This is a genomic window from Paenibacillus sp. (assembly GCF_035645235.1).
Lineage (GTDB): Bacteria > Bacillota > Bacilli > Paenibacillales > YIM-B00363 > Paenibacillus_AE.
In genome coordinates this window covers 38,939-56,735 of sequence record NZ_DASQMZ010000126.1, presented here as the reverse complement: position 1 = coordinate 56,735, position 17,797 = coordinate 38,939, and the positions used below count along the sequence as shown (strand labels likewise).

Sequence of the window (17,797 nt, the reverse complement as noted above, 5' to 3'; positions counted from 1 at the left end):
TAAGAAGAAGTTTAGCCTACAGGGGATGAAAACGCAACGCGGCGGGGACGCTACCTGTTACGAATTTCCAAAGTAAGGAAGGGGTAGACCCTTGCATTATCTGTATACGCATAACGATCTGGACGGCGTCGGCTGCGGCATCGTCGCGCGCTGCGCCTTCGGCGACCGCGTCGACATTCGCTACAATTCCGTGCAGAGCTTAAATCCGCAGGTGGAACGCTTTCTTGAGACGTACCGCGACAAGCCGAAGAAGGGCGGCATGCTCTTCATTACGGACTTATCCGTCTCCGAGGAGAACGAACGCCGGCTCGAGCGCCATGTACAGGGCGGGGGCAAGGCCCGGCTGCTCGACCACCACAAAACTTCCCTTCACCTGAACCGCCATGCGTGGGCCACCGTTCAGGTCGAATACGACGACGGGCGCCCGTCGTCCGCGACGTCGCTTTTCTATGAATATTTAGTGCAGCATCGGATGCTTCCCGCCAATGGGGCGATCGCCGAATTCGTCGAGCTGGTGCGGCTGTACGATACTTGGGGGTGGGAGAAAGCGGAAGAGGTCCGAGCGAAGCGCCTGAACGACTTGTTCTTTCTGCTGTCGCTCGACGAATTCGAGGATCGGATGGTCGAGCGGCTGAAGCGCGGCGAGGCGTTCGCCTTCACCGACTTCGAGGAGCGGCTGCTCGAGCTGGAGGAGGAGAAGATCGAGCGATACGTCCGGCGCAAACGGAGGGAGCTCGTTCAGACGTTCGTCGACGGCCGGTGCGTCGGCATCGTGCACGCCGAATCGTACCATTCCGAGCTGTCGCACGAGCTGGGCCGCACCTACCCGCATCTCGATTACATCGCCATCGCGAACGTCGGCGGCAAGAAGCTGAGCCTGCGCACGATGCACGACGACGTGGACGTCTCCGACATCGCGGCGTCGTTCGGCGGCGGCGGCCATGCGAAGGCGGCGGGCTGCCCGATGACGGAGACGGCGTTCCGACTGTACGCCGTCGAGCCGTTCGCGCTGGAGCCGCTCCGGCCCGATGCGGCCGGCAACGAATACAATACGCGCGGCTCGGCTTACGGCGTCCTCTACGAGAACCGCGCCGGCACGCAGCTGTTTATATTCTCGGCGGAAGAGCGGTGGCATATCGATGCGGACGGGGAGACGCTCGAGTCGTCGTTCGCGACGTTCGAGGAAGCCGAACGTTACGTCAAGCGGCAGTACGCCGCCGCGCTCGTTCGCGACGACGCGTTCGTCCAATATTTGATGCGCCACGCGTCGAAGCGGTAAGCGCCGAGTTCAGCCCGCGGACGGCCGGTGCTCCCGGCGGACCAACGCCGCGTATTCCCCCGACCGGCTCATCAAGTCGTCATGCGCGCCGGCCTCCGCGACGACGCCGTCCTTCATCACGTAGATAACGTCGGCATTGAGCACGGTCGAAAGCCGGTGGGCGATGACGATCGTCGTCATGCCGAGGCGCGCCGCGTCGATGCCTTGTTGCACCCGGCGTTCCGTCTCGAGATCGAGCGAGCTGGTCGCTTCGTCCAAAATGAGGATGTCGGGTCGGTCGAGCAACGCGCGCGCGAGCGCGAGCCGCTGCCGCTGTCCGCCGGACAACTGAATGCCCCGTTCGCCGATGACGGTATCGAAGCCTTCCTCCAGGCTGTCGATGAATTCGTCGATGTGCGCGATGCGGCACGCTTCCCGAAGCGCCGCTTCGTCCTTGCACGTCTCGCGGCCCATCATCAAATTCGTCCGGATCGTATCGGGAAACAAATAGGGCTCTTGGAAAACAATTCGCACGCGTTCCTCCCAGCTTTCCCGCGTCACCCCGGACAGCGCCCGGCCGTTCACCTCGAGCTCGCCCACTTCCGGTTCGTAAAACCGAACGAGCAGCTGCGCGATCGTCGACTTGCCGCCGCCGCTCATTCCGACGAAGGCGATTTTCCGGCCGACCGGAAGCTCGAGCGTGACGCCGTTCAGGACATACGGCGCATCGGGTGCGTAACGAAAGCGGACGTCCCGCAGCGCCAGCGAGCGGACCGGTCCCGCCAGCGGCGCGCCGCCTTCCGGCATCGCCGCGCCGTCGAGCATGCCCCGCACGCGCTCGACCGCGGCCATGCGGCTTGAGGCTTGCATGAAAAATCCGAACAACCCTTGAATGCCTTCGACGAGCTGCACGGCGAATTGGTACACGACGACGAACGTACCGAGCGACATCTGCTGCCGGATGACCGCGACGCCGCCGATGCCGAGCACGGCGAAGGTGACCGCCCACCGGAGCGGGGCGGTCGCGAACAGCTGCCGATTTTCGAGGCGGCCTTCCGTCAGCACGGCCTCGAAATACGCCGCGAACCGCCGCTCGAACCGCCGCTTCTCCCACGCGATGCGGTGGAACGCGACGACCTCCCGCGAGGCGGCGACCCCTTCTTCGATCTCGACGAGCAGCTCGGCTCGCTTGGCGCGTACGTCCTTCGCCGCCGCCTTCGTCGGCGGGCCGTACCGGCGCCCGAGCGCGATATAGAGACCGCCGATCGCGACGATCGCCGCAAGCAGCGCCGGGTGCGCCCAGCCGACGATGCCGCCGAGCAGGATCACCGTGAGTGCATGCTGGATGCCGTTCGGGACGAAGCCTTGGATGAGCGAGGCGACGCCGTGGATATCGTCCGTTAGGTGCTGTACGAACTTTCCGGTCCGCTCGCTTCGAATGGCGGCCGCCGGCATCCGGTGCAGCGCATGCATCAAATCGGACGTGAGATGCCGCGTGATCCGAAAGGCGCTCGAATCGAGGAATCGGGCGGCGATCGCGTGGAACGCGTTGAACGCGATAACGGCCCCGGCGAAGACGGCGAGCAGCGGCGCCGCTTTCGCATATTCCCCTGCGACAAAAACATCGTCGACGACCCACTTCTGTACGCCGGTCATCGCGAGGTTCGCGACGATCTTCAGCGCGAACAGCGCCAGTCCGGCGGCGACGCTCCACTTGACGGCCGAGAAGACGCGCAGCAGCCATTTCGTATTACTCATGCGCCGGCACCCCTTCCTCCTCGCGCGATTGCTGTCCTTCCAACAGACGGTAAAAGAACCCCCGGCGCTCGAGCAGCTCGTCGTAGGAGCCGATCTCCGCGCAGCGCCCTTCCTCGACGACGGCGATCCGGTCGAAGCCGCGTACGGTGGACAGGCGATGCGCGACCGCGATCGTCGTGCGGCCGGCGAGCAGCGAGTCGAGCGCACGCTGCACCTCTTGCTCGCTGACGCTGTCGAGCGCGCTCGTCGCCTCGTCCAACAAGACGACGGACGGGTTTTTCACGAACATACGGGCGATGGCGATACGCTGCTTCTGCCCGCCGGACAGCTTGACGCCGCGTTCGCCGACGATCGTATCGTAGCCGTCCGGCAGCGCGGCGATGAAGTCGTGCGCGAAGGCGGCCTTCGCCGCGGCGACGATGTCCTCCTCCGGCGCGTCGGGGCGGCCGAAGCGAATGTTGTCGCGTACCGAGGAACCGAACAAATACGTCTCCTGAAAGACGTATCCGATCGCTTCGCGAAGCTGTCCGAGCGAGAGGCTGCGCAGCGGCACGCCGTCGAGCCGAATGTCGCCCTCGTCCGGATCGTAGAACCGCGCGACGAGCTTCAAGATCGTCGACTTGCCGCCGCCGCTCGTCCCGACGAGCGCGAGCTTCTCCCCCGGCCGAACGTCCAACGAGAAGCCGCGCACGACGTCGGGTCGGCCGGGGTAGCCGAATCGGACGTCTTCGAAGCGGAACGCGCCGGCGATGCGCTCCAGCGCGACGGGCTCGTCGGCTTCCTCGACCGCCGGCCGCCGATGGACGAAGTCGTACAGCGTCGCCGTCTGCTGCAGCAGGATGCGCTGCTCGGTCATCAGCGTGACGATGCCGGTCAGGTTGTACATGACGCGGAAGTAAAATAAGGCGTAGACGGTAAATTCGCCGACCGACATGGCGCCGTCCCGCACGAGGACAATGCCGACCGCGAAGGTGGCGACGCCGCCGAAGCCGGTCAAGCGCGCCGCACGGTGCCGCGGAGGTATGCGTTCAAATACTGCGTAAGCTGGACACCGTGGTAGGTTTTCATTTTCGAGAGGAGTCTTTGGATATCCCATGCTTTCGCGCCGAACGCCCGCACCTCGAGTACGCCGGAGACGCTGTCGTAGATCGATTTGTTAACGGCTTGGCGCTCGCGGTTCGCTTCCTTCGCCCACAGCGACGCCTTCTTCTCGTAATACGGCCCGATCAGGTAGTAGGCGAGGAAGAACGGGACGATCAGCAGGCTAAGCTGCCAAGAGAGGCTGACCATGTAGACGGCAAGCCCGAGGAAGAGAATCGTGTTTTCGACGATCGATGGAATGTATTGGCGGTAGATCCGCTGGGCGGCGGCGACCTCGGTGTTGAACAGCCCGACCGTTTCTCCTGCGGGGTGCTGCTCGTAGTAGGCGAAGCCGAGCCTTCGGAGCTGCCGGAACATCGCCTGCTGCAGCCCTCGGGCGGACTGCTCGGCGACCGTGCGTTCCAGGAGGTTCTTCCACGCTTGCGCGAGCAGCATGACGCCGACGAGGCCGGCCATCCCGGCGAGGTAGCCCGCGAAGGCTTGCATGCGCCGATTCGGAACGATCTCATCGATAAATATTTGCAGGAATCTAGTAATCGTCAGCTCGATCGCTGTGGCGAGCAGCCCGCATAAAATGTAAAACGCGAGCTGTTTACGGTATGGGGAGACGTACGTAAGCAGCCATCGGTACACGCGCCAGTTCAATCGTTGCCGCCCCCCTTGAAGAAGTTTGTTGTCTATCATACCATATATAAATAGTAGATTGGCAAGAATTAACAGGGGGCGGCGGGAATGCGCGGGATGAGGGACCTTTTCGAGAAAAGCGGCGCTTGGGTGAGGCGATATGGCCGGCCGCTGGAGGCCGCTCGGTGGGACTATTGCTTTGAAAACGGATCCCGCGAGCAGGTCGTCCGCTGCTTGGCCGCCTTCCAAAACGAGGACGGCGGCTTCGGCCACGGCCTCGAGCCCGACTTCTGGCTCCCGGCTTCCTCCCCGATCGCGACGTGGACGGCGGGCCGGGTGCTTCTGGAGATCGGCGCGACGGCGGAGGACGCCGTCGTTCGGGGGATGATCCGCTATCTTGTCGGCGCGTTCGATCGGGGGCTCGGGATGTGGCATGCCGTGCTGCCCGAGACGAACTTGCACCCGCACGCCCCGTGGTGGCATTGGTCGGAAGGCGTTCAAGCGACGTGGATGTACAACCCTAGCGTGGAACTGGCGGCTTACTTGGTGCATTGGTCTGCCGAGGGCAGCGAGGCGTCGCGGCTCGGGTGGGCGACGCTGGAGGCCGCCTTCCGTTACTTAATGGATAAAGAAACGCTGGATATGCATGAGGCGAATACGTTCGTCGCCGCCGTCGTACTCTTGCGCGCGTACCGGGAGGCGTTCGACGCTAGGCTCCCGTACGGGTACGATCTCGTATCGGAGCAAGCGTTCTCGCTCGCGGCGCGCTGCGTGAGCCGGGACGCATCGGCATGGGGATCCGGCTACCAGGCGCTGCCGCTGGACTTCGTCGACCGCCCCGGGCATCCGATGCGGGAGCGGTTCGGCGATTTGATCGAGCGGAATTTAGATTTGTACGCGGCTCAACTGGCGGACCGCGACGTTTGGGACATCGCCTGGGGATGGGGCGAATATCCGGAGGCGTACCCTGTCGCCCGGCGGCAGTGGCAAGGCATCCTCGCCGTGCAACGGTGGAAGCTCCTGCGTGCGTTCGGCCGGTTGGGGGAAGGAGGCGAACGAATTGCATTCTAAGTCCAGAATATCCAAGGAATTATCGGAGACCGAAATCCGCGGCATCGTTAGGGCGCAACTCGGCGTCGACGGCGAATTGCGCGCGACGCTGCGGAAAGGCGGACTTTTCAATACGACGTACAAAATCGTCGCGCCCTCGGCGGGCCGCGAGTGGATCCTTCGGGCGGGGCCGGTACATCGGGAGTATCTTATGGGTTTCGAACGCAACCTGATGGAGGCGGAACGGCAGGTATACGACTTGTTCGCTCGGAGCGGCGTGCCTTGCCCGGTCGTCGTCGCCTGCGATTCGTCCAAGACGATCGTCGATCGGGATTACATGATCACGGAATATATCGAAAGCGTCCCTCTCTCGGACGAAGCCGTGCCTGAGGCGGCGAAGATCGCATTGTACGAGCAGGCCGGCGCGGCGGCGGCGAAGATGCACGGGATTCGCGGCGCGAAGTTCGGCAGGGTGTCGGACCTGTCGGGGGGCGGAGGAAACGAGAGTTGGGGCGGGTATTTGGCGGCGCACGTCGCCGAGCTCGGCGAAAGCTGCCTTCGGTATGCCGTCCTAGACAAACCTACCGTAACGCGCATCGTGCGACTGTTCGACACCAATGCCGCGCTGTACGCGGAAATCGATACGCCGAGGCTCGTTCATGCCGACTTGTGGGCGGGCAACGTGCTCGTTCGCCCGACGGGAGCGAACGGCGAAGCGGAGCTCGCCGCGATCATCGATGCGGACCGCGCCATCTTCGGCGACGTCGACTTCGAATTCGCGAGTCCGTGGATGATCAACGAGGCGTTCCTGAAGGGCTACGGCGAACGGGGAGAGATGGAGGCCGATCGTTCGATCAGGATAGATACGTATAAACTAATCTATTATCTAATCGATACGTACGTGTGGAAGATCCAATACGACAACGACGAGGAGCACGAAACCAATAAACGAAGGATGCTTGAGATGCTGGATGACTTGGAGCGACGGCTCGCCATGCGCAAGTAAAAAATAACGGAAAGAGGTACGTTATCCGCAATGACATTCAATGCAGCAAGCCCGATCTCGTTTACCGTCTTTCCGCCGGCCGAGGCGTTACGCGGTGTAGTTAAGTTTTTTCGTATCGCGGAATACCGGGGGCCCGATGCGCTGGCGATCCGGGTATGCCCGAACGGATCGCCGGGCATCGTCTTCCAGCAAGGCGTCGGCGACCGAACCGCGATTCGGGACATCGTCACCGCATCGGGACGGCTCGAGTACATTCCGCCGCTGTTTCTATACGGTCACGTGACGGAGCTTTCCGTCATGAACTTCCGCGAAGGACCGTTCACGACGATTCAGGCGATCCTGGAGCCGACTGCGCTCGGAACGTTATTCCGCATCGACGCCTCGAGCATGGCTAACAACTCGTGGGGGCCCGCCGACTTTGCGGACGACGAAACGCTTCCCGACCGGCTCCGGCTAGCGGAAACCAACGAGGAGCGCGTAGCGGCCCTCTCGGAGCTGCTCCTCGCCAAGCTCGAGCAAGCCGAACCGCCCGATCCGCTGGTACAAGAAAGCTTGCGCGTCATCCAGGAGCATATCGAACAGGTCACCGTGAAATTCGTGCTGGACAGGCTTCACTTGTCGGAGCGTCAATTCGAGAAGCGGTTTTTCCGCGCCGTCGGCGTTTCGCCTCAGTTCTATATACGGGTGAGGCGGTTTAACGAAGCGATCCGGAGGATGGATACCGGCGAGTACGATCGGCTCAGCGATGTCGCCCACTCGCTTCATTTTCACGACCAATCCCATTTCATCCGCGACATGAAGCAGTTTTCCGGAATTACGCCGAAGAGCATTTCGCAGAAGGTGAACCACTTCCACCACGATCAAATCGGAAATTCGTATTTGTTGTAAGACGACGGGATTTTACAATTTTTCCGGCGCGGCGCGTTGTACCATTACTCTTAGCAGGAGTCAAAAAAGCTAAGGGAGCGAATTGCGTATGCGGAAGGTTGTCATGATGAATCGAATTTCGGTCGACGGATATTTTGCGAGCTTGAACGAGGCGGCGGCCGGAATGGATTGGTTTCTCCCCGATCCCGAGGTAGACGTCGCGCTGCACGAAGTCGGACACGGCGATACGTTGATCCTCGGAGCAACCACGTTCGATGTGTTCGAAAAGGGATGGGTGCCCATCCTGCAAAATCCGGACGCCCCCCCGCCGGTGAAGGCTATGGCGGAGGAGTTGACCGGCATGACGAAGCTCGTCTTCTCGACGACTCGGAAAGCGTCGACATGGGCGAACACGAAGTTTTATGACGGAAGCCTTCCGGCCGTCGTACGGGAGCTGAAGGCGGGGGAAGGCGCCGATGTTCTAATCTTCGGCAGCGGAACGATCGTGCAGCAGCTGGCGAACGAAGGATTGATCGACGAATATGTATTTGTCGTGACGCCGGTCGTCGTCGGCGAAGGGAAGCCGTTATTCGCGCAGGTCGGCCGGCTCGGGCTTACCCTGCTGCGATCGAAGGCGTTCGCGTCCGGGAACGTGCTGCTCCATTACGAAGCGCGGAAGCAGTAGGAGGAATGTTCTAGTAACATTTTACCAGCTTTGGGCGAGCAACCCTTGCGCCTAGACATGCGTCTAACTCCGTAAGGAGGTTGGGCTTTCTATGCGAAGGAAAATGTCAGGCGCGGTGCTGCCGTTGCTCATCGCTCTCGCCGCCGTTCCGGCTCCGCTGCTCGCGGCCGGCAAGGCGCCTGCCGTCGTCGTCGACGGCGAGCGCCTCGCCCTTCCCGTCGAGCCGGCGCTCGTCGAAGGCACGACGTTCGTCCCGCTCCGCGGCGTCTTCGAGAAGCAAGGGGCGCAGGTCGGCTGGGATCCGGCGTCTCGAACCGTTCGCGCGACAAACGGCGAAACGCGGTTTACATACGTCGTCGGAGAGACGACGGCCGAGCGGAACGGCGAGCGGTTGGACGTCCCGATCCCGGGCTTTATCGAGAACGGCGCGACAATGGTGCCGCTGCGGCTCGTCAGCGAAGCGTTGGGGGGCACCGTGCATTGGGACGAGTCGACCCGCTTGATCACGATAACGAGCGCGGCGCTCGCGGAGGCGGTCGTCGAATGGGGCGTGAACTTCCGGGAGCGGCCGGGGATGGATGCAGGGATTTATCGGATGCTGCCGAAAGGGGAGACCGTCCGCGTGCTGCAGGAGGTCGGGGACGACTGGCTGAAGGTGCGGGCGGCGGACGGCACGGTCGGTTACGTGTCCGCGGCGCCGAAATATACCGATTACGGGTACGCGAAAGGCGCAGACGCCCTAGTCGCTTTCGGCGAAACGTATTTGGGCACGCCCTACGAATTCGGCGCCTCGCCGAACCAGACGGGCACCTTCGATTGTTCCTCGTTCGTGAAGCATATTTTCGATGAGGTGCTGGGGGTAGAGCTGCCTAGAGTGTCCTACGATCAAGCGGAAGTCGGCGAGAAGGTCGCGCTGGAAAATTTGCGCAAAGGCGATTTAATGTTTTTCTCCGCCCGCGGCTTGCCGATCGGGCATGTCGCCGTATACGCGGGGGACGGGATGATGCTGCATACCTATTCGAAAACGTACGGCGTCGAGCTGCGCAAGTTTGAAGGTTCTTGGACGGAGCGGTTCGTTACGGCCCGGAGGGTGTTTTAATTCGGAAACAGGGGCCGGATGGATTGACACATTTTCGAATGAGAGGTATGCTTCAACTATTCAATAAATAAATTGAATAGTTTGGGGTGATTTCTTCGAATGCGCACGGAGCGCGAGTATAAAGACCTGCTGTACCAAGAGTTCGCGCGAATCGGGAAATGCTTGTCGAGTCCGAGACGTCTGGAAATCATCGACGTATTGGCGCAAAGCCCGAAATCCGTCGATCAATTGTCCAAGGACACCGGGATGAGCATAGCGAACGCGTCGCAGCACCTGCAAACCTTGTACGAAGCAAGATTGGTTCGATTTACGAAGAAGGGGAACCATGTCATTTACGAGCTTTCCGATCCGGCGGTCGCCGATTTTATGGTTTCGCTGCATCGGCTGGGCGAAGGACGGCTCGTGGAAATCCAACGGATCAAAACGGAAGCGCTCCAGATGTTCGAACGTGCGGAGCCCGTCGACATGACGGCGCTCATGCATCGGATGGAACGCGGCGAGGCGCTGTTGGTCGACGTCAGGCCGAAGGAAGAGTACGACATGGACCATATCCCCGGCGCGATTTCGATTCCGATGGCGGAATTGGAGGAGCGTCTTTCCTCGCTTCCGCGTCATGTCGAAATCGTCGCGTATTGCCGAGGACCGTATTGCTTCCTGTCCGCGCAAGCCGCAGAATTGTTGCGGAGCAGAGGATTTCGCGCGTTCCGTCTCGAGGAGGGCGTTCTCGAATGGCGGCATGCCGCGGGGCAAGTTCAAGGATAAGGGGGATTGTGTCATCGCTCAGCTCATAAATTACGCGGATTCACCGGAGGCGCAGCACCGGCTGTACCGTCGTACGCTGCTAATCGTCGTCCTCTCGCAAATTTTCGGCGGTGCCGGGCTCGCCGCGGGCGTCACCGTCGGCGCGCTGCTCGCCCAGGAGATGCTTGGCGTCGACAGCTTCGCAGGAATTCCCTCCGCGCTCATTACGATCGGCTCCGCGACCGCGGCGTTCCTTGTCGGCCGGCTGTCCCAGCGCTTCGGGCGCCGCCCGGGTCTAGCGACGGGATTCATCGCTGGAGGGGTCGGCGCCGGGGGCGTCGTCTGGGCGGCCGTCATCGACAATATCTGGCTGCTCTTCGCTTCGTTCCTCGTGTACGGCTTCGGCACGGCGACGAATTTGGCGGCCCGATACGCGGGCACCGACTTGGCGAAGCCTGCGCAGCGAGCGACCGCCGTCAGCATCGCCATGGTGTCCACGACGTTCGGCGCCGTCGCAGGTCCGAACCTGGTCGAACCGTTGGGACGGTTCGCTCTCTCGATCGGCATACCCGCGCTGGCCGGGCCGTTCCTGTTGGCCGGGACGGCGTTCCTGCTGGCCGGCTTAGTTTTCTTGTTGTTCCTAAGACCGGATCCGTTCGTCGTCGCGAAGGCGATCGCGGAACGACTTGCGTCTCGCCCGGAGTCGAACGATGCGTCCGGCCGCGCGACGGAGCCTGCGCGCATGAACGCGAGGGGGCTCGCGGTCGGCGCAAGCGTGATGATTTGCACGCAAATCGTGATGGTGGCGGTCATGACGATGACGCCCGTTCATATGAAGCATCATGGCCACGGCTTAACCGAGGTGGGGATCGTCATCGGCAGCCACATCGCCGCGATGTTCCTTCCCTCCCTCGTGACCGGCATGCTGGTCGACAGGCTGGGACGCATGACGATGTCGATCGCGGCCGGGAGCGTTCTGCTGCTCTCCTGCATCGTTGCCGCCGCGGCGCCGCCGGCTTCCGTCGCGATGCTGCTCGTCGCGCTCGTATTGCTCGGGCTCGGCTGGAATATCGGGCTCATCAGCGGCACCGCGATGATCGTCGATGCGACGCCGATCGCCACGCGCGCGAAAACCCAAGGGACGATCGACGTCCTGATCGCGATCGCCGGCGCGTCGGGCGGCGCTTTGTCCGGCGTCGTCGTCTCCTACGCCAGCTACGCCGTGCTCTCGATCGGAGGGGGCTTCTTATCGCTGCTGCTCATCCCCGTCGTCATCTGGTCGGTAAGCGGACGGAGCGGCCGGAAGGCCGCCGCCGTTTCCGAAAATGTTTCCGCGTGAGATCCAATCCCGATGTCCGTCCGGTGGAGCGCTCGGCATATGCTTAAGGAGAAGGGTTTTGCGTGCACCCCATCCTTAAGGAGGCTGAAGCGATGAAAGAACTCAGGCGCTTCGTGCGCTGGTTTTCGCAATTGCCATGGTGGGTTTTGCTCCTCGTCGGCGTCGTGATCGGAGTTTTGCTGGACTGACTCTAGCTGGCTTCTTACATCGGAAATCGAGCACAAAATACCTGCACTTTTTGCAGATCGTCTCCCGCGGCATTCGCTGCCCTACCGTGACGCGCAGAGAACACTTACGGAGGGGATGCATTTGGACGTTATTATCATATTGTTGCTGTTGATCGTGATCGCCCTTCTGGTTCGTATTAACGAGAAGCTGCCCGGACGCGACCTCGCGAAGGAAGCCATGGAACGCTATTATAAAGAGAGGGAGAATTCGGAGGAAAGGAAGACGAGGCAGGAGGTCTAAAGCTTGCTTCGGAAGAGGTCGCCCCGTCGGCGCAGTTGCGCCTCGGGGGCGGCCTTTTCATTTTGAGAAACCTTCCATACAGAGGTGGCGTCTAAGTAATAGACATTGAATGGAGGGTACATATGTTCAAGAAAATGTTGAAGAGTCTTGGCGCCGCCGGGTTGGCCGCGACGGTGGCGGCTTCGGCGGTCGGCGCCGCCGCGGATTACGTCAGGCCGAACGCGAGCTACGAATCGGCTCAGGTTCCGAGTTACCTCAACCCCGTGCCGGAGGCGAAGCCGCTGTGGAGCGTAACGCTCGGACGACCGGGGGAAGCGTACGAATACCACGGCAACCGCCTTGCGGTCGGAGGCGGGAAAGCGTACTACTTGAAGGACGGGAAGCTCGTCGCCGCGAACGCCCGGACGGGCGCGGTCGCCTGGACGTACGGGCAAAGGCTGACGCAGCCGATCGATTACCGCGACAGGTCCCTCTTCGTCTTTGACGACGACGGCAAGCTGCATCGCGTGGACGGCGATACGGGGAAGGCGAAGTGGACGTTCGACCTGACCCCTTACGAAGGGGAATACGGCCTCGCGCTGAATGCGGCTTCCATGGCACACGACGACGCTGCGATATACATAAGTATCCTCGGCACCTTGTTGGCACTCGACCGGGAGAACGGGAAGCTGATTTGGAACAGCGACCGATTGCAATATGGCGGATTCCCGCTGCTCCACGGCGAGCTGCTGCTCGTCAGCACGACCGAGTCCGGCGCGATTACGACCAGCGTCACGTACGCATTCGAGAAGCGGACGGGGAAGACGGTGTGGCGGTCCGGCAGCAACGCGAGTCCGCTGCTTGTGAAGGACGGCCTGCTGTACGCGCAAGATACGTGGCCGGCGTACGATGGGGTGACGCATCAATTTCGGCTCGCCGTCGTCGATGTCGCGACCGGGGAAGCGGCGGGAGGGCACTCCTATATCCGGGTACCGGAAGGCGTCGATCCGAGAACGGCGCAAGCGTATGTTTCGGCGACGGACGGCGAGTGGTTGTACGTGCAAGGCGCCGACGGCGCCGTCTATCGGTTCGACTACACCCGCCCCGGGGACGAGCAGCAGCCGAGGATATATTACGGCGACGGGACGTGGGTCGCGGGGCCTTACCATAACAAGCTGTTTTTCGAAGGCGACCGCGGGCAAGGGATGTATGCGGTGAAGCTGCTCGACGGCAACCGTTTCGTATACGAAGGCATAAACAACCTCGTCAGCAGGCTCGACTTTCATGGGAACGGCATGTTCGCGGGGCAGACGGACGGCGTCATCTACGCGCTCGACGTGACGACCGGGAAGGCGTATTTCCGATACGATACCGGAGCCCGAAACTTCGATCCGTTCTTGGTCGAGGACGGCGTCTTATTTGCGCAGGCGGAGGAGACGCTCTACGCCTTCCGGCTGCCGCAGCCTCTACTTAATCCGTTGCCGGCCGAGCCGCTTCCAGGGCTAAATTACCAAGCGACCGACGCGACGCTTTCGATCGACGGGGAGCAGCAAACGTTCAAGCCGAGCCCCGTCATCATCGAAAGCCGCATGTACGTGCCGCTCCGCGCATTGTTCGAAGCGGTCGGCGCAAAGGTGAATTACGACGAGGCGACCGGCAACGTTCACGTCTCGTATCGGGATCGCGCCTTCGTCGCCCCAAGGGGCGAGAAGATCGGGAACGTCGTATATGTACCGATCCGCGACGTCGGCGCCTTGCTCGGCGTCGGCATCGCGTGGGACGATGCGACGCGAACGGTCGTGATCGAAACGGCCGAGAGTGCGAACTTTGACGCGCAGACGGCGGAAAGGGGAGCTTAGGATGAAAGCTATGAAGCTAGAACGGATCCCGGAGGTCCGGGTCGACATGCTGATTCGCAGGCCCGCGGCGGACGTGTTCGAGGCGTTCGCGAATCCGGACGTCACGACGAAGTTTTGGTTTACGAAGAGCAGCGGCCGGTTGGAAAAGGGAGCCCGCATCCGCTGGGCATGGGAGATGTACGGCGTATCGGACGAGCTGCTCGTGACGGAGCTCGTGCCGGGCGAGCGAATTCGCGTCGAATTTTCGGACGGCACCGCCGCGGAATGGACGTTCGCCCCTAGGGAGGGGGGACATACCTACGTAACGATCGTGAACACGGGCTTCGCGGGGAACGGGGACGAGATCGTGGCGCAGGCGCTGGACGCCATGGGCGGCTACACGATGGTGCTCTGCGGGGCGAAGGCGTATCTGGAGCACGGCATCGCGTTGAACCTTGTAGCGGATCGAGCGCCGGACGCGCACACAGCCGGATAAAAAACGAATCGGGCGACGCCGCGCAGCCGTATCGGCTCCGCAGCGTCGCCCGTATTCGTCGCTACTCTAAACCAAGATCTTCCCCGTTGCCTTGGAACGTGTTGCCGAACCCGGACGTAAAGTCGGTTCCGACCGCGTCGGCGTAATACGTGATGCCGTATTGTTTATTGTGCCGGAGGACGGAGTCCGAGACGACCGGGCCCGGATCCTCGGCGAAGGAGACGCCGTTCACGGCGTACTCGACGACCGTATGCTTCAGCCCGACGTTCTTGCCGCCCGCATCGGGGCCGAAGCGGATGCCGCTCCAGGCGCCGGGGCGGAGCAGGTCGGAGGTGAAGACGACCGGCGACTCGGCCGTGCCGACCGCCATCAGTCCCCCGCGTCCGCCGTACTCGCCGACGTACAAGCCCGTCTCCCGCGCCCACTGCGTCGTAACGCCGGGTTCGATCGTCAGCGTCGGGTTGGCGCTTCCTCCTACGTAAATATCCTCTTCGAAATAATAAGGAATGCCGATGTTTCTCCACGTCGTGTTCGCCGTAATGCCTTCGCCCGAGTTGTACGACGAGACGCGCACGGCGTCGTGCTCATTGCCCTCGTACTTCCCGTCCGGCAGCCAGTGCGTGCCGTACGCGCTGGTCATGAACGGCGCGCCGCCGCCTACTTCGGACGCTTTCGTCCCGGTAATCGTAAGCGCGCCGCTGCCGTCCGACAGCTTCGCGGAGCCGCGAAGGAGCACCCCGGCGTGCAGGCTGTGTTTCAGCTCGGTGTGTTTCAGCGTCGCTTCCACCGCGCCGCCGTCGCCCTCGAGCGTGACCGCTCCTCCGTAGTAGCTGCCCGCATATTCCACCCGAGCATGCTCGAGCGTCGCCCGCCCTTTAGCCGTCTGCGGATAGAAGACGATGCCCTCCCAAAACCCGGGCTGCGCCCCGGCCGTGTCGGCGGTGAATACGACGGGCTGCTCCGCCGTGCCTTCTACGACGAGTCCGCCGGGGGCGTTCTGCGCGACCTGAATCGAAGCGCCTTGCTTAAACCGAACGACCGCGCCCGCTTCGATGACGAGCACCGGGCTGTCTTCGCCCTCGATCAGGAAGGCGCCGTCGACGTAATGAGGGCTTCCGCATAACCCCCACGTTTCGCCGCCCGGGCGAATCGTCCCGCTGTGCTTCTGGCCGGCGCTGACGGTACACCCGCTCTCGGCGCCGACGCCGCCTAACGTGACTTCGACGAGGTTCCGTTCGCTGTCGAAGCCGACCTCCGCGCCCAGCGCTTCGGAGACGAAACGAAGCGGCACGTAGGTGCTGCCGTGAATCGACGTCGCCGGCGCGCTCAGGGCGACCGTCTCGCCGTTAATCATCGCTTCCGTTCGCCCGAGCCACAGCTTTATGACGGTGGTGCCCTTCGTCGCCGTAACGGATTTCTCTTGATCGTTCCATTCCGTCGTCGCGTTCAACCGCTCGAAAATCGCCCGCAGCGGCACGACCGTCCGACCGTCGATCGAATAGGCGTTCACGGCCAGTATGGAGCCGTTCACCTGAACGGTCACGGACCGGAGATGAGAGCTGGCGGACGCCGGCGAGACGGCAGCCAATAAGCCTAAAGCCATAGCTGCCAACAAGACAAGTGCATAATTCCGAATACGCATTCGATACCCTCCGCATGTTCTGAATGAAACCAAGGTTTGTTCTTGTAGGCTCCATCTTAAAATCTAGCGTTGAATATCGTGCGGGTTTTCCGTGGGGATGTTATCAAGATTTTGTGAAGAGGCTGTTCGGCGGGGGGCGTCGGTTTATTTTTGGACGCGGAGCCGACTTCGCACTATAATAGAAACCGACTGCAGGCATCGACCGAAGCGGTCGAGATGCTCCGGCTTCGGGGGCATTTCGGAGAAGGGCATGAAGCGGGGCATTCGGAAACTCGAGAAAGCGTGGTGTTCCTTATGAAGCTGATTCGGCGGTTCACGGATGCCGACGCGTTCGGCGGCTCGTCCGAGCTGCTGCCTGTCGTGTCCCGGTATGCTTCTAGGGGCGTGCTGCTCGACGGTCGCGCGCGCGTCGGGATGATGTACTTGTCGAAACTAGATTTGTACAAGCTGCCCGGAGGCGGCATCGAGCCCGGGGAGACGAGGGAAGCCGCGTTCGTGCGCGAAATCCGCGAGGAAACCGGCTGGGAAGCCGAGATCTTGCGGGAAATCGGCTACGTCGAGGAACATAAATACGTGAATCGATTCTTTCAATATTCTTACTGTTATGTCGCTAAAGCGGTCCGGGACCGCGAGGAGACGACGTTATCGGCGAACGAAGCCCGCCTCGGGATGCAGTTCGTCTGGATGTCTATGGAGGCGGCGGTCGAGAAGATGCGGCGCGCGCAGCGTTCCTCTCTGGATCTGTCGAAGCGGTTCATGATTTTGCGGGATTTGGCGATTTTGGAGCAGGTGCAATCGGAAGAGGGCGGGCGATCTTAATGGATCGACCGTTTTTTTTCGGCACTCGAAAAGTTGCAACCGGCTCGGCAAAATTGTAGTAATATGGAAGAAATCGGGCCGATCCCGGAGGGGGGCTTTCGCGAATGGGACAACGACATGAGGGTCATTTGGAAAGTAAAGTCCAGGAGTACTTAACGAACGAACTATCCGGAAGCGAGCTGACTTCTTTCCTGCTCCAAGTGTTTAAGTCGCGGACGAATCGAATCACCCCTTCGGAACTTGTGAAACACTACGCCGCCAATCGTTTCGTGCAGCCGGCCGAGTTGGATGCGCTCTCGCTGAAGCGATTGGAGCTCGAACTGCTGCAATTCGCGGTCGATCGTCGCGTGCGGCCGATGCAGCTGTCGCCGGTTACGGCGCTCGGCTGCGCATCCGTCGTCGGGACGGTTGATCAGCACAAGGTCGTATCGGCGTTGCGGGGCGTCGAAGTCGTATCCGACGCGACCAATGCGATGGCGCTCCATATCGCGAAACTTAAAAAAACGGCTTCCGTCGCCAAGGGCGAGACGGTACGTCTTTGTACGACGCATAGGCATCTACGGGCGCAATACTTCGGCGAAAAGCCGGGGCTGTTACCGCACTTCCACCTCTTCTGCATGGTGACCGCCGGCGAGGATGAAGGCTCGTATCGGTTCGAGAAGGCAGCATTCCGAGAGCATATCGGGTTCTACCGGGATTTTTTCGAAAACGCGCTAGGCGCTCCGACCGAGGTCGTCGTCAGCCTTCGTTCGGGGTATAAGGATGCGGAGGGGTTTCTCGAGCGTATGCTTCAAGAGGGCGATGCCGCCGGGTTCAACATCAACGTGAAGGAGCCGAACTTGGAGAATCGGTATTATCAAGGGCTGCAGTTTACGTTGAAGACGTTCCTTCGCGGTCAGGAGTGCGTCGTCGGCGACGGCGGATTCGTTGACTGGACGCAGAAGTTGGTTGGGAAGAAGAAAGAGCGGCTGCTGATCAGCGCGATCGGGTTGGATCGGCTGTTAACGTAAGCGCAGGGGGAAAGCGA

Annotated in this window: 17 protein-coding genes; 13 read left to right on the top strand and 4 right to left on the bottom strand. The window is 61.7% G+C overall.

The window, feature by feature from the left end; translation table 11 throughout:
- The first annotated feature begins 91 nt into the window (after nt 1-91).
- Nucleotides 92-1,279, top strand: coding sequence for an oligoribonuclease (locus VEZ38_RS12135; RefSeq protein ID WP_324893692.1), 1,188 nt, complete (start codon nt 92-94; stop codon nt 1,277-1,279).
- A 9-nt stretch (nt 1,280-1,288) separates the two neighbouring features.
- On the opposite strand, the gene VEZ38_RS12130 is transcribed toward VEZ38_RS12135, so the two are convergent.
- From VEZ38_RS12130 to VEZ38_RS12120, 3 genes are read right to left on the bottom strand one after another with little or no spacing between them, the layout of a single operon-like run.
- The gene (locus VEZ38_RS12130) at nt 1,289-3,016 is read right to left on the bottom strand and encodes an ABC transporter ATP-binding protein (RefSeq protein WP_324893690.1); all 1,728 of its coding nucleotides are present in this window, start codon (nt 3,014-3,016) and stop codon (nt 1,289-1,291) included.
- Nucleotides 3,009-4,013: an ABC transporter ATP-binding protein gene (locus VEZ38_RS12125; protein WP_324893688.1), complete on the bottom strand. Its 1,005-nt coding sequence runs from the start codon at nt 4,011-4,013 to the stop codon at nt 3,009-3,011. The genes VEZ38_RS12130 and VEZ38_RS12125 overlap by 8 nt, the downstream gene beginning before the upstream one ends.
- Nucleotides 4,010-4,762 (bottom strand): ABC transporter ATP-binding protein, encoded by a 753-nt coding sequence (locus tag VEZ38_RS12120; RefSeq protein ID WP_324893686.1) that lies wholly within the window; start codon nt 4,760-4,762, stop codon nt 4,010-4,012. Before VEZ38_RS12120 ends, VEZ38_RS12125 begins: the two co-directional genes overlap by 4 nt.
- 87 nt (nt 4,763-4,849) lie before the next feature.
- On the opposite strand from VEZ38_RS12120, the gene VEZ38_RS12115 reads away from it, so the two are divergent.
- The 10 genes from VEZ38_RS12115 (at nt 4,850) to VEZ38_RS12070 (ending at nt 14,309) form a co-directional block, all read left to right on the top strand.
- Nucleotides 4,850-5,812: a hypothetical protein gene (locus VEZ38_RS12115; RefSeq protein ID WP_324893684.1), complete on the top strand. Its 963-nt coding sequence runs from the start codon at nt 4,850-4,852 to the stop codon at nt 5,810-5,812.
- A complete protein-coding gene (locus tag VEZ38_RS12110; RefSeq protein WP_324893682.1) occupies nt 5,802-6,797 on the top strand; it encodes a phosphotransferase family protein in 996 nt (331 codons plus the stop codon). Before VEZ38_RS12115 ends, VEZ38_RS12110 begins: the two co-directional genes overlap by 11 nt.
- 30 nt (nt 6,798-6,827) lie before the next feature.
- Entirely contained in the window at nt 6,828-7,685 is an 858-nt protein-coding gene (locus VEZ38_RS12105; RefSeq protein ID WP_324893680.1) for an AraC family transcriptional regulator, read from the top strand.
- 103 nt (nt 7,686-7,788) lie between these two features.
- Nucleotides 7,789-8,349, top strand: a complete 561-nt coding sequence (locus VEZ38_RS12100; protein ID WP_324893678.1) for a dihydrofolate reductase family protein — start codon at nt 7,789-7,791, stop codon at nt 8,347-8,349.
- A gap of 91 nt (nt 8,350-8,440) precedes the next feature.
- On the top strand, nt 8,441-9,448 hold the full coding sequence (locus tag VEZ38_RS12095; protein ID WP_324893676.1) for a stalk domain-containing protein: 1,008 nt from the start codon (nt 8,441-8,443) through the stop codon (nt 9,446-9,448).
- A 99-nt stretch (nt 9,449-9,547) separates the two neighbouring features.
- A complete protein-coding gene (locus VEZ38_RS12090) occupies nt 9,548-10,210 on the top strand; it encodes a metalloregulator ArsR/SmtB family transcription factor (protein ID WP_324893674.1) in 663 nt (220 codons plus the stop codon).
- On the top strand, nt 10,185-11,528 hold the full coding sequence (locus VEZ38_RS12085; RefSeq protein WP_324893672.1) for an MFS transporter: 1,344 nt from the start codon (nt 10,185-10,187) through the stop codon (nt 11,526-11,528). Before VEZ38_RS12090 ends, VEZ38_RS12085 begins: the two co-directional genes overlap by 26 nt.
- Before the next feature lie 309 nt (nt 11,529-11,837).
- Entirely contained in the window at nt 11,838-11,996 is a 159-nt protein-coding gene (locus VEZ38_RS12080; protein ID WP_324893670.1) for a hypothetical protein, read from the top strand.
- Nucleotides 11,997-12,118: 122 nt separating this feature from the next.
- On the top strand, nt 12,119-13,834 hold the full coding sequence (locus VEZ38_RS12075; protein WP_324893668.1) for a PQQ-binding-like beta-propeller repeat protein: 1,716 nt from the start codon (nt 12,119-12,121) through the stop codon (nt 13,832-13,834).
- A 10-nt stretch (nt 13,835-13,844) separates the two neighbouring features.
- Complete coding sequence (locus VEZ38_RS12070; protein WP_324893666.1) at nt 13,845-14,309, top strand: SRPBCC family protein; 465 nt, start codon at nt 13,845-13,847, stop codon at nt 14,307-14,309.
- Nucleotides 14,310-14,370: 61 nt separating this feature from the next.
- Here the strand turns inward: VEZ38_RS12070 and VEZ38_RS12065 are convergent, their stop codons facing one another.
- The gene (locus VEZ38_RS12065) at nt 14,371-15,951 is read right to left on the bottom strand and encodes a copper amine oxidase N-terminal domain-containing protein (RefSeq protein ID WP_324893664.1); all 1,581 of its coding nucleotides are present in this window, start codon (nt 15,949-15,951) and stop codon (nt 14,371-14,373) included.
- A 294-nt stretch (nt 15,952-16,245) separates the two neighbouring features.
- Between VEZ38_RS12065 and VEZ38_RS12060 the strand changes: the two genes are divergently transcribed.
- The gene (locus tag VEZ38_RS12060; RefSeq protein WP_324893662.1) at nt 16,246-16,770 is read left to right on the top strand and encodes an NUDIX domain-containing protein; all 525 of its coding nucleotides are present in this window, start codon (nt 16,246-16,248) and stop codon (nt 16,768-16,770) included.
- Between the two features lie 104 nt (nt 16,771-16,874).
- Nucleotides 16,875-17,780 carry a hypothetical protein gene (locus VEZ38_RS12055; RefSeq protein WP_324893660.1) on the top strand — a complete coding sequence of 302 codons (906 nt, stop codon included), beginning with the start codon at nt 16,875-16,877 and terminating at the stop codon, nt 17,778-17,780.
- The last annotated feature ends 17 nt before the right edge of the window (nt 17,781-17,797 follow it).